Origin of the sequence: Aegicerativicinus sediminis (assembly GCF_015476115.1) — a bacterium.
Classification (GTDB): Bacteria; Bacteroidota; Bacteroidia; order Flavobacteriales; family Flavobacteriaceae; genus Aegicerativicinus; species Aegicerativicinus sediminis.
The window spans coordinates 1930674-1945658 of the sequence record NZ_CP064295.1 but is presented as its reverse complement, the minus strand read 5'-3'; the positions used below and the strand labels follow the sequence as shown (position 1 = coordinate 1945658).

Annotated in this window: 10 protein-coding genes and 1 pseudogene; 7 read left to right on the top strand and 4 right to left on the bottom strand. The window is 37.4% G+C overall.

Annotated features, from left to right (window positions below):
* Positions 1–4 precede the first annotated feature (4 nt).
* The gene (gene panD, locus ISU00_RS08355) at positions 5–355 is read right to left on the bottom strand and encodes an aspartate 1-decarboxylase (RefSeq protein ID WP_228853604.1); all 351 of its coding nucleotides are present in this window, start codon (positions 353–355) and stop codon (positions 5–7) included.
* 12 nt (positions 356–367) lie between these two features.
* Positions 368–1216 (bottom strand): pantoate--beta-alanine ligase, encoded by an 849-nt coding sequence (panC, locus tag ISU00_RS08350; protein WP_228853603.1) that lies wholly within the window; start codon positions 1214–1216, stop codon positions 368–370.
* A gap of 110 nt (positions 1217–1326) precedes the next feature.
* Here panC and ISU00_RS08345 point away from each other — a divergent pair, with 110 nt between their 5' ends.
* From ISU00_RS08345 to ISU00_RS08315, 7 genes and pseudogenes are all read left to right on the top strand, one after another.
* On the top strand, positions 1327–2136 hold the full coding sequence (locus tag ISU00_RS08345) for a glycogen/starch synthase (protein WP_228853602.1): 810 nt from the start codon (positions 1327–1329) through the stop codon (positions 2134–2136).
* Positions 2137–2146: 10 nt separating this feature from the next.
* On the top strand, positions 2147–3793 hold the full coding sequence (locus ISU00_RS08340) for a DUF4270 domain-containing protein (protein ID WP_228853601.1): 1647 nt from the start codon (positions 2147–2149) through the stop codon (positions 3791–3793).
* Between the two features lie 3 nt (positions 3794–3796).
* Entirely contained in the window at positions 3797–5644 is a 1848-nt protein-coding gene (gene glmS, locus ISU00_RS08335) for a glutamine--fructose-6-phosphate transaminase (isomerizing) (RefSeq protein ID WP_228853600.1), read from the top strand.
* Between the two features lie 334 nt (positions 5645–5978).
* Positions 5979–8737 (top strand): annotated as a pseudogene (locus tag ISU00_RS08330) (TonB-dependent receptor).
* A gap of 4 nt (positions 8738–8741) precedes the next feature.
* Positions 8742–10370: an SGNH/GDSL hydrolase family protein gene (locus ISU00_RS08325; protein ID WP_228853599.1), complete on the top strand. Its 1629-nt coding sequence runs from the start codon at positions 8742–8744 to the stop codon at positions 10368–10370.
* A 168-nt stretch (positions 10371–10538) separates the two neighbouring features.
* Positions 10539–12047 (top strand): F0F1 ATP synthase subunit beta, encoded by a 1509-nt coding sequence (atpD, locus tag ISU00_RS08320; protein ID WP_228853598.1) that lies wholly within the window; start codon positions 10539–10541, stop codon positions 12045–12047.
* A 36-nt stretch (positions 12048–12083) separates the two neighbouring features.
* The gene (locus tag ISU00_RS08315; protein WP_228853597.1) at positions 12084–12362 is read left to right on the top strand and encodes a hypothetical protein; all 279 of its coding nucleotides are present in this window, start codon (positions 12084–12086) and stop codon (positions 12360–12362) included.
* A gap of 45 nt (positions 12363–12407) precedes the next feature.
* On the opposite strand, the gene ISU00_RS08310 is transcribed toward ISU00_RS08315, so the two are convergent.
* Together ISU00_RS08310 and ISU00_RS08305 are read right to left on the bottom strand one after the other, a co-directional pair.
* Positions 12408–14189, bottom strand: coding sequence for a M61 family metallopeptidase (locus ISU00_RS08310; protein ID WP_228853596.1), 1782 nt, complete (start codon positions 14187–14189; stop codon positions 12408–12410).
* A gap of 58 nt (positions 14190–14247) precedes the next feature.
* Positions 14248–14982 carry an MIP/aquaporin family protein gene (locus tag ISU00_RS08305; RefSeq protein WP_228853595.1) on the bottom strand — a complete coding sequence of 245 codons (735 nt, stop codon included), beginning with the start codon at positions 14980–14982 and terminating at the stop codon, positions 14248–14250.
* Positions 14983–14985: the final 3 nt, after the last annotated feature.

Genomic DNA, 14985 nt, shown 5'->3' with positions numbered 1-14985 from the left:
AATATCAATTTAAAAGATTTGTTTCTTCATTAGGGAAAACCAAAGAAGGTTTGAACGACTTTGCCTCTTCAATATCCATCCAGGCATAAGTGATTAAAATGAGTACATCCCCAACTGCCACCTTTCGGGCAGCTGCACCATTGAGTGTAATCTCACCACTATTTCTTTTACCTGGGATAACATAAGTTTCTAATCTTTCCCCGTTATTATTATTCACAACTTGCACCTTTTCTCCTTGTATAATATTAGCTGCATCCATGAGATCTTCATCTATGGTTATGCTACCAATATAATTGAGGTCGGCCCCTGTGACCTTAACTCTATGTATTTTCGATTTTACGACTTGAATTTGCATCAATTCTCCTAGTTAATTGAGGGCGATATTATCTATTAACCTAACATCGCCTGCATAGACAGCAATAAATGCCCTATACGTTTTGGTTTTTGATTTTCGATTAATTGGTTCTAAGGTAGCCGAATCTGCAATTTGGAAATACTCCAATTTCAACAATGGATGTGCCGCAAATTGCTTGGTTACCCACTCCATCACCTTTGTCGCACTTTTTATGCCAAACATTTTTTTGGCAGTATTTAGGGTTTTGAAGATAAAGGGAGCCGCATCTCGATCGATTTTTGAAAGCCTCCCGTTTCTCGAACTCATGGCTAAACCATCGGATTCTCTCAAAATCGGACAACCCTTAATTTCTACTGGTATTCGAAGTTTTTCAACCAATTTTTTTATTACCAATAGTTGCTGATAATCTTTCTCTCCAAAATAAGCAACACTTGGTTTTAATGTTTCGAATAGGCGCCTAACAATAGACCCAACCCCGTCAAAATGTCCCTTTCTGAACTTTCCTTCCATAGGATTTTCTAAACCGTCAAATTCATAATTTTCAGATTTTACGGTACCATCATAAATATCTTCAGGTGTTGGTGCATAAACAATAATATTCTCTGAAATACGCTTCAACATTTGAATATCTTGTTCAAAAGGACGGGGATATTTATCTAAATCGTCCTGGTTGTTGAACTGGGTAGGATTAACAAAAATACTTGCGATTACTTGATCCGTCTCCTCTAAAGCAGTCTTTACCAATGAAATGTGGCCTTGGTGTAACGCCCCCATAGTAGGCACTAACCCAATAGTTAATTGCTTCTTTCTGAGGCCCTCAATAATTGGTGCAATCTCCTTTTTTGTTGTATAGATTTTCAAATTCTAACAAAAATTAACAGCCCACAAACTTAAGACAATAGGAGCGATCTGCATAATTTTTGTAATTTTGCATGTTTTTTATTCACAACCGAAGAAACGAGAGAGATTTTATGAAAGATAAGAGAATTTTGTATGTGTCATCTGAGGTGGTGCCATATTTACCAGAGACTGAAATTTCGTCAATGTCTTTTGAGGCACCCCGAATGGTCAATAAACAAGGGGGACAAATACGAATTTTCATGCCACGGTATGGTAACATTAACGAACGACGTCATCAACTTCATGAAGTAATAAGATTATCAGGTATCAATTTGGTGATTAACGATCTAGATATGCCCTTAATCATTAAAGTAGCCTCAATTCCAAAGGAACGGATTCAGGTTTATTTTATTGATAATGAGGAATATTTTAAAAGAAAGGCTACCCTAACTGATGAAGAAGGAAAGTTGTACCCCGACAATGATGAAAGGGCAATATTTTTCGCAAAAGGGGTTATCGAGACTGTTAAAAAACTGAATTGGGCACCAGACATTATCCACGTAAATGGGTGGTTGGCTTCTCTCCTACCACTTTATTTAAAAGAATATTATAAAACAGAGCCACTTTTTACAGAAAGCAAAATTGTTACATCTGTATACAATGACGGCTTCGAAGGTACGTTAGATAAAAATATGATTAAAAAGGTACTCTTTGATGGTGTTGAGGAAGATTTGGTAAAGCCCTTGGAAGAACCAAATTATGTAAACTTAATGAAGGTGGCTATCAACAATTCAGATGCCGTTATTAAGGGGTCATCGGAACTACCTGAAGAATTAGAATCTTACCTTGGCACCATAAGTCAACCGGTTTTAGATTATTTTTCTCCAGAAGAATTTCCAGAACCTTATACCGAATTCTACCAATCTGAGGTACTTAACTAGAAAAGATTTAATGAGAAGACTCCAAAAAGCCATTTCATTCCTAAGTATGGGCATAATGGCAATAAGCATCTTTGTATCCTGTGACAAAGATTTTGCAACGATAGATTCAGACTTGATAAATGAAGATACATTCAACTTTGATACTGACAAGGATGTTTTAAACGTCAAAGCCTACAACCGAAGTTTTGATAATAAACCTGTTCAAACTAACACCTTACCATATAATTTATTGGGCTATTTTGTGGATCCTGTTTTTGGGTCTTCAGAAGCTGGGTTTGTTACTCAAATTACTCCCGCAAGCTACAATCCAATATTTGGCGAAAATGTAGAAATTGATTCTGTCATCCTAACCCTGCCATATTTTAGCACTATAATTGGCACCGAGGAGGATGGATCTCTGTTTCGTTTAGATTCGGTTTATGGATCTGAACCCATTAAAATCTCCATTTATGAAAACGCATATTTTCTAAGGAATATTGATCCAAATGGTGAAAATATAGATACTCCCCAGAAGTATTATTCTAATGCTTCTGATGGTTATTCTCAAATCCCAGTCGAATTACTGCAGTCTGCAGAAATTTATGATACTATTGGCTTTAAACCACAAGAAACTGAAATTAGATTTAGGGATACTGTTGGGGCCGTAGTGGATAGATTAAATCCTGCAATGAGGGTTCATCTAGAAACAGGTTTTTGGAAAAACAAAATCATTGACAAGCAAGGAGATCCGGTCCTTTCAAATGCCAGTAATTTTAGAAATTATTTTAGAGGACTTTATTTTAAGGCTGAATCTATTAATAATGAAGGAACTTTAATCAGTTTAAATCTTGCAAGTTCCGGTACGGGTATAACAATTTATTACAAAAGAGACCCTGCTGAAGATGGAGCTGAGAGAATTTCAGCAAGCTTTGATTTAAATTTCACAGGCACCAGATTTAATGTATTAAGTCCGATTGAAACACCAATTCCTTCAGATGAAATTAATGGTGATGATCGCTTATACCTAAAAGGTGGACAAGGTTCTATGGCGGTGATTGAATTATTTGGGGGAGAAAATGAAGATGACATACCGGAATTAAACGAATTTGAATCTTACAGAAGAGAATTCTCTGAAGTAGATGCTGATGGTGAATTTGTTAGAGCCAAAAAAATAATAAATGAAGCTAATTTGGTTTTTTATGTAGATGAGGATGTAGACCAAACTTATATTTCAGATCGTATCTACCTTTACGATCTTGAAAACAACGTACCTTTAATTGATTTTTCAACTGATTATTCTGGAGGCACCAGCCCTCTTACCTATAGGTCAATTCATTTAGGGCCACTACAAAGGGAAGGAGAAGAATTAGACGGTAAGGGTATAAAATATAAAGTGAGAATTACAGATCATGTAAGGAATTTATTGCTCGGCAATGGGGAAAATATTAAACTTGGCCTTACAGTTTCAAGTAATTTAAGGATAGACGATATTTTTGATTCTCAAAACACTAGTGGTAGAGCCCCGGCAGATGTATTAAATGACCCATCAAATGGCGGTCTTGCTATTAGCTCTATTCTTACACCTAAAAATGTTGTTTTGCATGGAAGCACTGAATCTAATGGTGTAAAAAAATTGGAGCTTGAAATATATTATACAGACCCTGAAGTAAATTATTAATCTATGTGCGGCATTGTTGGCTATATTGGTAATAGAGAGGCTTATCCAATAATCCTAAATGGATTAAAAAGACTCGAATATCGCGGTTACGATAGTGCCGGCATTGCTCTATACGATGGTAATGATATTCAATTATGTAAGACCAAAGGTAAAGTAGCAGATCTTGAAACTAAATTTTCTGCAGGTATCTCTACCAATGGAAGTTTGGGTATCGGACATACCCGATGGGCGACACATGGAGTGCCTAATGATGTAAATTCGCATCCTCATTATTCCAACTCTGGAAATCTTGTAATAATCCATAATGGTATCATTGAAAATTATGAAACCATAAAACAGGAGCTTATTAAGCGCGGATATACTTTTAAGTCTGATACTGATACCGAAGTTTTGGTAAACCTTATTGAGGAAGTAATGAATCATGAGGACACTAAACTGGGAAAGGCGGTTCAAATTGCACTTAATGAGGTTGTTGGCGCCTATGCCATTGCCGTTTTTGACAAGCGCAAACCAAATGAAATCGTAGTAGCGAAATTGGGCAGTCCTCTTGCAATTGGTTTAGGCAATGATGAGTTCTTTATTGCGAGTGACGCCTCTCCTTTTTTGGAATATACCAAAACTGCCATTTACCTTAAGGATGAAGAAATGGCCGTTATTAGACTTGGCAGAGATGTAAAAATAAGGAAGATTAAGGATGATCAATTGGTTGACCCTTATATTCAAAGGTTAAAACTCAATTTAGAGCAGATTGAGAAGGGTGGCTACGACCATTTCATGCTTAAAGAAATTTATGAACAGCCTCATGCTATAAAAGATACTTATAGGGGTAGACTTTTGGCAAATAAAGGAATTATTAAAATGTCTGGCGTTGATGACAACCTTGAAAAGTTTATGAACGCACAGCGTATTTTAATTGTTGCCTGCGGGACCTCTTGGCATGCAGGTTTGGTTGCAGAGTACATCTTTGAAGATTTAGCAAGAATCCCGGTTGAAGTAGAATATGCATCAGAATTCCGATACCGCAACCCCATTATCACCGAAAAAGATGTTGTAATAGCAATTTCACAATCTGGCGAAACTGCTGATACTTTGGCGGCCATTAAATTAGCAAAGTCTAAAGGCGCTTTTGTTTTTGGAGTTTGTAATGTGGTGGGATCAACAATTGCGAGAGAAACTGATGCTGGCGCATATACCCATGCTGGACCTGAAATTGGTGTAGCTTCAACTAAAGCCTTTACGACTCAAATAACCGTACTTACCCTTATCGCCCTAAAGCTTGCGAAGTTAAAGGGTTCATTGTCCCAATCAGATTACCATTATCATTTACAAGAATTAGAGCTAATCCCTCAAAAGGTCGAGCAAGCATTAAAATCTGACGTACACATACAGATGATTGCTGAAACTTATATGAATGCAAGAAACTTTTTGTATTTGGGTAGAGGATACAATTTCCCAGTTGCTTTAGAAGGCGCATTGAAATTAAAAGAAATTTCATATATACATGCTGAAGGTTACCCCGCGGCAGAAATGAAACATGGACCCATTGCTCTTATTGACGAAAACATGCCAATTGTGGTAATTGCCACCAAAAAAGGTCATTACGAAAAAATATTAAGTAACATCCAAGAGATTAAATCTAGATCCGGAAAAATCATTGGCATTGTTACAGAGGGTGACGAAAATGTTAGGGATCTGGCTGACCATGTTATTGAAGTTCCCGAAACAGTTGAATCTCTGTCGCCTCTTTTAACTACAATCCCATTACAACTACTCTCTTACCATATAGCTGTAATGTTAGGCAAAAATGTAGACCAGCCTAGAAATTTGGCTAAATCGGTAACTGTTGAGTAATCCTTTTTTTATACACATTTCTAAATAAGCCTTTTTAACCTTTTTATTCAATAATTGATTTATAAAAAAGGTTTCCAAGATTATCCTAAAAAGATATTTTAGGACAGTCTTTATTTCAATTTCATTTAGATTCGATTTGATGATAAAAAAACATGAATAATTAATAAATTTTTAAGTAATTTGAAATTGAAAGACGGTTTTCTGAAAATTCACCATTTTAAACATGCAAATTTTGCGATTATTTTATTATGCATGCATAGTTAATTGGTAATTATTTTTATATTGTAACCCGTTTTTCAGCTTTTAACACAACTAGATAACTCACTAATTCGGTATGAAAACAATTTTGAAAATTCTTGTCTTCTTAGGCTGTGTAATTTCCTATGGACAAACAACCGTGTCAGGTAAGATAACCGATGATACAGGAATGCCTCTTCCAGGCGCAAATATAAAAGTGGTTGGCACCAGTCTTGGAACTATCTCCGATTTTGACGGAAATTATACATTAACGGTAGACTTAGCCCCCCTTTTTCGATAGAAATCAGCTTTGTAGGTTTCACTACCATTACAAGTGATGTCACCTCAACCAATCAAACCTTAGACTTTCAATTAAACGAAGGAACAGAACTTGATGAAGTAGTCATTGCCGCCTCCAGAACACCTGAGCGTATATTCGAATCTCCCGTTACGGTTGAACGGTTTGGGGCGAAAGACATAAAAAACTCTGCATCTGCGGAATTTTACGATGCCTTGGAAAATTTAAAAGGGGTAGATATAAATACGAATAGTTTAACCTTTAAAGCAATAAATACAAGAGGTTTCGCAACATTTGCCAACAACCGCTTTATGCAGTTGGTAGATGGAATGGACAATAGTGCACCAGCCTTGAATTTCCCTTTAGGAAATTTACTTGGTATGATTGAAACCGATGTTCATAGTGTTGAAATTCTTCCAGGTGCTGCATCAGCACTTTATGGCGCCAATGCATTTAACGGAATTCTTTTTATGCGAAGTAAAAATCCTTTTGAGTTTCCTGGTATAAGCGGTTACATAAAGCAAGGAATTACTTCCCAAGATGTCGCAGGTACAAATAGCTACACCGATGTTGGCGTTAGAGTCGCACATAAATTTAGCGATAAATTTGCTGCCAAATTCAATGTAGGCTATCTAACCGGAACGGATTGGATGGCAGACAACCAAAATGATAGATTCGATCCTAATAAAACCAGAGCCGCTACAGATTATAACGGTGTTAATGTCTACGGAGACGAGATTGCTCAAAATATTCGTACGTTATCCGGATTAGGAATCGTTCCTGATGTTGTTGTTAGTAGAACCGGATATTCAGAACGCGACTTAACTGATTATAATGCCAAGAGCTTTAAAGCTGATTTAGGATTGTTTTATCGACCTTGGGGCACTGATTTTGAAATTTCATATCAAGGAAAGTATGGGACCGGTAATACCATTTACCAAGGTAGTAACCGATATTATATCGATGGATTTGACATGCAACAGCACAAACTTGAGGTTCGAAATGACAACTTTTTCGTGAGGGGTTATATTACAGAGGATAGAGCAGGCGATTCTTATGACATGATCTTCACTGCATTTAATATTAACCAAGCATGGAAATCTAACACTCAATGGTTTCAAGAATACATTGGAACATATGTTGGCGCATCACTTAATGGGGCGACTGAAGATCAGGCACATGCAGCAGCCCGAGCTCAGGCCGAAAGCGGACGTTTTGAGCCAGGATCCTCAGAATTTAATGAAGCATTCAATAGGATAATTAAAGACCCAGATCTTACAACTGGATCAAGGTTCCAAGATAATTCAAAGTTTACTCACGTAGATGCCAACTATAATTTTGGTCATTTGTGGGACCCTATAGAAATTCAAGTTGGTGGTTCTTATAGAAAATATGAATTGAATTCTTTTGGTACTATTTATACAGATGCGGATTCTCCCATACTTTACTCTGAATTTGGACTTTATACCCAACTACAAAAGACATTGGAGTTGAGTGAGTCAGTAGATTTGAAGTTAACCGGTTCAATGAGATATGACAAATCTGAACTGTTCGATGGGTTTGTTTCACCAAGATTATCTGCAGGTCTAACATTCAATGAAAACCATAACATACGGGCTTCTGTTCAAACTGGTTTTAGAAACCCGACTACCCAAGATTTATATATAGGTTTAGATACGGGATTTTATCTTCTTGCAGGTGCTGCAGAGGATAATTTGGACCGATATACAAAAGTGAGAGAACTTAGTCCTACTGGAGCTAATATCGTTGGCAGCAATACCGTTACGGTAACAGGAAGGGATGCCTATGAAAATTCGTATTCCGGAACATCGGTCAATGCCTTTGCGGAATCAGCGGCCAATGGATCTCCAAATCCTGGGCTATTAGAAATTGGCAATCCTGAATTGGTTCAGCCTGAGAAAATTACTGCCTACGAAGTCGGGTATAGAGGAAAGTTTGAAAGAACAGTTGTTGACTTAAACCTATATTACAATAGGTATGAGGATTTCATGGCCAATGAATTTGTAATCACTCCTTATTATGGAGAAGTTGGAGATAACAGTCTTTCATTGGTGGCACTTGCAAATGATGATTATGAGCTCTTTCAAACATATACAAATTCAAAAACAGAAGTAAGTTCTTTAGGGGGTTCTATTGGACTATCAACAAAGGTTTTTGGAGATTTTGACTTAGGTGCAAACTATACCTATACCGAGCAAGATTTTGATCAGGATAAATATCCAGACTTTAGAACCAATTTCAATACCCCAAAGCATAAAGTTAAGGCCACATTTGGGAATACCTCCGTTGCTAAGAATTTAGGTTTTAATGTAGCCTGGAGGTGGAGTGACACTTATTTTTGGCAAGCCTCGTTTGGGGATGGGCAAATACCCGCCTATCATGTTGTTGATGCGCAAGTTAACTATACCATACCCAAATTAAAATCTCAAATAAAATTGGGGGCTTCCAATCTTTTAGGTGATGACTATTATACTGCCTTTGGAACTGGTTTTATTGGATCCATGTACTACCTTTCTTTAACCATCAACAATCTTTAATGCCATGAAAAATATATTCACATTCAGATACTATTTAACATTTGCCCTTATTTCATTGTTTTTAGTGGGATGTAATGATGACGATGGTCCCAGTGGAGATTCTGAACAACCATTACCAGAATTAATTTCAGGTGATGCGGATTTTTCAAAATATGTTTCAATAGGAAATTCATTAACCGCTGGATACACAGATGGTGCATTATTTATTGCTGGCCAGCAATTTTCAACGCCTAATCTTTTAGCTCAAAAATTTTCATTGGCTGGTGGTGGTGCGTTTTCTCAACCATTGATGAATGATAATATTGGTGGTTTATTGATTGGAGGCCAAGAAAACTCATCATTTGGACCAAGATATGTTTTCGATTTTGAAACGGGACTTCCTTCACAATTAGAAGGCACGCCAACTACAGAAGCTACAAATGTACTTTCGGGGCCGTTTAATAACATGGGGGTCCCAGGTGCAAAAAGCTTTCATTTATTATTTGATGGCTATGGTAATCCAGCCAATTTATCGCTGGAGCTTGCTAATCCCTATTTTGTAAGATTTGCAAGTTCACCTACAGCCACAATATTAGGAGATGCGATGGCTCAAAGCCCAACATTTTTCACTCTTTGGGCAGGAAACCAAGATATTTTGGGATATGCATACTCAGGAGGTGAAAGCAATCCTGATTCTGAAGAATATGATCCCTTGACTGATTTAGCAACCTTCAGTTTCTCTTACTCAACCTTGGTTAATACTTTAACCTCAGGCGGGGCCAAAGGGGTAGTTGCTAACATACCAGACATTAATAGTCTTGCACATTTTACTACAGTACCTCATGATCCATTAGACCCGTCAGATCCAAATTTCGGACCAATGATTCCTACTTTGAACACTCTATTTGGAGCATTAAACCAAGTATTTACCGTTTTAAATAGGACTGATAGATACATGCAATTTTCTACAACAAATAATAGTGCGGTTGTAATTAAAGATGAAACCTTGGAGGATTTATCCGCTCAAATTACTGCAGTGCTTAATGCTAATCCTGACTTTCCAGCATTTCTCGCTCAATTTGGAGTTCCTGCGGTTGCAGCGCCGGTGGTTGCCGACTTATTAGGAATTATGTATGGGCAGGCCCGGAAAGCTAAATCAAACGATTTGTTAACTCTACGCAGTGGATCAGTCATTGGAACTGTAAATGTGGATTTTTTCACATTTCTTCAATCAAAAGGCTTATCCCCAGAAATTGCTGGTCAATTTTCCGTAGAGGGAATAACCTTTCCCTTGGATGACATGTGGGTTTTAATTCCTAGTGAACAAGAAGAAATCAAAAATAGAACAGAAGAATTTAATTCTGTTATTGCGAATATTGCAAATCAAGCCGGTCTTGGATTTTTTGATGCTAACGAAACGTTGAATCAGATATCTGATGAAGAATTACAATCAGGGAACTTTGTTTTTACAGATGACTTAGTAACCGGTGGGTTGTTTTCATTAGATGGAATCCACCCTACCACTAGGGGTTATGCCTTAATTGCAAATGAATTTTTGAAAGTAATCGATGCAACTTATGGCAGCAATTTTGAAGAGTCTGGCAACCTATATAACGCTGGAGAATTCCCAACAAATTACCCTGCCAATTTGTAACCGTTTTTAAAGATTCATGCACATATAACGCCTTCATAATGAGGGCGTTTTTTTTACAAAAAAATCCACTGAAAAAGTATTATGCTTTTCAATTAAAACCTATATCTTTGCAGCGCGAAAAAAATTAGGTTTACGCACTATTTTCTGATTATAATAAACTAAGATAGAATGGCAAAAGTCACAGGTAAAGTTGCACAAATTGTTGGACCGGTTATCGATGTTGAATTTGGAAGTGATTCTGAACTTCCAAAAATCTATGATTCGTTAGAAATTGCAAGACCAGATGGATCTACTCTGGTATTAGAAGTTCAATCGCACATTGGTGAAGATACAGTAAGAACCATAGCAATGGATTCTTCTGACGGATTAAGTAGAGGCACCGAAGTTGTTGCTACGGGAGCACCAATACAAATGCCGATTGGCGAGGATGTTTATGGTCGCCTTTTTAATGTAATTGGTGATGCAATTGATGGAATGGAAAACTTACCTAAGAAGGGTGAGGAAGGATTACCAATTCACAGAGAAGCTCCAAAATTTGAAGACTTATCTACTTCTACCGAAGTTCTTTTTACCGGAATCAAGGTTATCGACCTTATCGAACCATACGCCAAAGGTGGTAAAATTGGTTTATTTGGTGGTGCTGGTGTTGGTAAAACTGTATTAATTCAGGAATTAATCAACAACATTGCTAAAGGACATGGTGGTCTTTCTGTTTTTGCTGGTGTTGGTGAACGTACAAGAGAAGGTAACGACTTACTACGTGAAATGTTAGAATCTGGTATTATTAAATACGGTAAAGATTTTATGCATTCTATGGAAGAAGGTGGATGGGATCTTAACAAAGTTGACAAATCAGCATTAAAAGAATCTAAAGCTACTTTCGTATTCGGACAGATGAACGAACCTCCAGGAGCACGTGCTCGTGTTGCTCTTTCAGGTCTTACAATTGCTGAATATTTCCGTGACGGATCGGGTGAAGGACAAGGAAAAGACGTACTTTTCTTCGTAGACAACATTTTCCGTTTTACCCAAGCAGGTTCTGAGGTATCAGCTCTTTTAGGTCGTATGCCATCAGCGGTAGGTTACCAACCAACTTTGGCAACTGAGATGGGTGCGATGCAAGAACGTATTACTTCTACCAAGAGGGGATCGATTACGTCTGTACAAGCAGTATATGTGCCTGCGGATGACTTAACTGACCCTGCTCCTGCAACCACCTTTGCTCACTTAGATGCTACTACGGTATTGTCTCGTAAAATTGCTGAGCTTGGTATCTACCCTGCGGTGGATCCATTAGATTCTACATCAAGGATTTTAACTGCAGATATTTTGGGTGCTGAACATTATGGATGTGCTCAAAGAGTAAAAGAGTTATTACAACGTTATAAAGAATTACAAGATATTATTGCCATCCTTGGTATGGAAGAATTATCTGAAGAAGATAAACTTGCCGTAAGCCGTGCAAGACGTGTTCAGAGATTCTTATCACAACCCTTCCATGTTGCTGAACAATTTACTGGTATTCCTGGTGTTCTTGTAGATATCAAAGATACCATCAAAGGATTCAATATGATTATGGATGGCGAATTAGATCATTTACCAGAAGCCGCTTTTAACTTAAAGGGCACCATTGAAGAGGCAATCGAAGCTGGAGAGAAAATGTTGGCTGAAGCCTAAAATCAATAATTTCAAGAAATAGAAATATATAGGTCAATGAAGGTAGAAATCGTAACTCCAGAAGCAACTCTATATAACGGAACTGTGACAAGTTTAGCTGTTCCTGGTGTGGATGGCGAATTTGAAATATTGGAAAATCACGCCCCTATCGTTTCTTTGCTTAAAGAAGGATTTGTAAAGTTATTTGGCGAGGTTACTATTGACAAAAGATTTACTGATAAATTTCAAAAAGGTAAAGATCGCGGTATGTGGTTGCCAATTGAATCTGGAACGATAGAACTTAAAGACAATAAAATTGTTGTATTAGCAGATTAATACAATTCTTAAATAATAATAAAGCCGGTTTAATACCGGCTTTTTTTATTGTTGTAACCAAAGTCGGCGAGCTTCTTTCTGTTTTGCGGTTAACTCTAATTCCTCCTGAGCCTTAAGTTTATATTCCGTCCATGGTTTCAAAACCAACGGTTTTTCAATTAATGTCCCAAATCTTTTTATAACTATTGTATGTTCAATATCAGTGTCTAAATTCTTTATCATAGCATTCAAATCATCTCCTTGGGTAATGGGTGTAGTATCTATTTTTTCAATGATATCGCCCATTTGCAATCCACTTAAATAGGCAGTGGAATCCTCGAACGGGTTCGACATAACTTTTCCGTACCGCACGAGAGCTCCCCAAGATAACTCTTCTCTCTGTTCTAGACGTACGCCAACAATACTCAGTAATTCTGTAAAATTTGGAATTTGGGAATCATAAATGAAGTTTTTAAAAAAATTGTTCGCAAGTTCCTGATTGGTATAAGATGCTAATATTTCTTTAAGGTCATTTATTTCATATGGTTTTTCGGTTTTTCCAAATCTTTGCCAAACCAATTTCATATAGGCATCTAAAGATTTTCCAATCTGCCGTAATGTTAAATCTAAAGCAAACCCTAGCATTTCACCATAGTTATAATACGATATATGTGTGTTCTCTCTGTTAGTAGGGTCTAAAGCGGTAGCTGCATCAACAAAGGGTGCCTGTTGACTCATTTCAATAGGATTAAAATAGTTACGCCCAGGAGAGGTCCAAACATAATTAAAGGAAAAACTCTCATTGACTAGAAAAGTATTTAGGTCCCAAATCTTTGCTCGCGTTAAAGAAAGTGCATCATAGTAATTTGTAAAACCCTCAGCAAACCATAGGGCACCACTCATATTAGCCTTTTCAAAATTAAAGGGTTCAAGAGATGCGGGACGAATGCGCTCAACATTCCAACAATGGAAAAACTCATGCGAAACTGTTCCTATATTCTCTTGTATACCTCCTTGGGATAAACTCCTAGTACTAGTAAGTACAGTAGAGTTTCTGTGTTCCATACCATCCCCATTTACTTGCGGCATATAGCAGGCTAAAAAAGTATATTCACCAAAATCAAACTTCGGAAGTTCGCCAATAATCTTTTGTTGGGTTTTAACAATAGATTCTGTATGCTTTAAATACTCCTCAAACTCAAGTTGGGTTGCCATGGAATCGTGAACCACAAGATTAATTTTTTGCCGACCATTAGGTCCCTCAATCACAAATGTGCCCTTATAGAAATCACTTATTTCTGTTGGACTATCCATAAAATATTGAAGATTAGGTGCCCTATACTTGTTCTCTTCCATTTTTTCCAATTGGGTGGCAATTTTCCAATTTAAATCAGTTCGCGGTTTGAAATTAACCAACATTTCATGGTCACTCAATTCGGGCATGTACATAAATGTGGCAGGCATATTTAAATGCGCATGACTTTCATCTACTTGAGAATAAGTACCATCTGCCCTATTTGCAAATAATGTGTAATGAATCTTTAAGAACCCTGTATGTCCGACCACCGCCCAAGAATATGGATCAGGCCTAAATACATTTAATTCTTTTCCTTGGTCATTTTCGGCTCGCACAGAATAAACGTTTTTGGCAAATTCATGAAGAGCATACCGTCCTGGTGAACTTCTCGCCATTCTAAAAACCGCAGTATCCACTTTTATGTCCTTAAAGGAAACCTCTACTGAAATTTCATTATGTTCGGCATTCTCAAAAGAGACAATATATTCAGTGTTTTGGGAGAATATGTTGCAAGCAGAAAAAAATAGAAAACAGTGGAAAATTAGTTTCATTGGAAATTGTTTTATCTATCAAATTGAGAATTAATTGCAGGGACCTTCATGTTTAAAGTTAGGTAAAGCTTAAAAATAATAAGGAGGCAAGTGCTCCACCCAAAATTGGTCCAATAACTGGAATCCAAAAATATGGCCAGTTTGACGACTTATGTTTTAATGGTAATATGGTTAGAACAATCCTTGGCCCTAAATCCCTAGCCGGATTTATGGCATAGCCAGTCGTACCTCCTAAAGACAACCCTATAGACCAAACAACCAAGGCAACAGGTAAGGCACCTAGGGAACCTAACCCTATAATAGCCGTTTCTCCTGAAGCACTTACAAACTCAGGTCCGGCCAGATAGAATACTGCCACCATTAATACAAAGGTTCCTGAAAATTCAGAAAATAAATTTGACAATGTATTTGGAATGGCTGGAGAAGTACAAAAAGAGGCAGAAATCAATGCTGGGTCTTCAGTAATGTCGTAATGCTTTTTATGGAAAATATAAACGGATAATGCTCCAAACATTGAGCCAAGGAGTTGGGCAATCATGTATTCCGGAACGATAGACCAATCGAAAAGCCCTCCAATGGCTAAGGAAAGGGTTACAGCCGGATTAATATGAGCTCCACTAACCGGACCAGCAACCAATACAGCAACATAAACTGCTAGTGCCCAACCGGTAGTTATTACAATCCAGCCAGAACCATTGCCCTTGGTGCCATTTAGTACCACATTAGCCACCACAGAATTTCCCAAAAATATCAAAAGAAAAGTTCCTAGAAATTCTGCAATAAATGGTGTCATTAA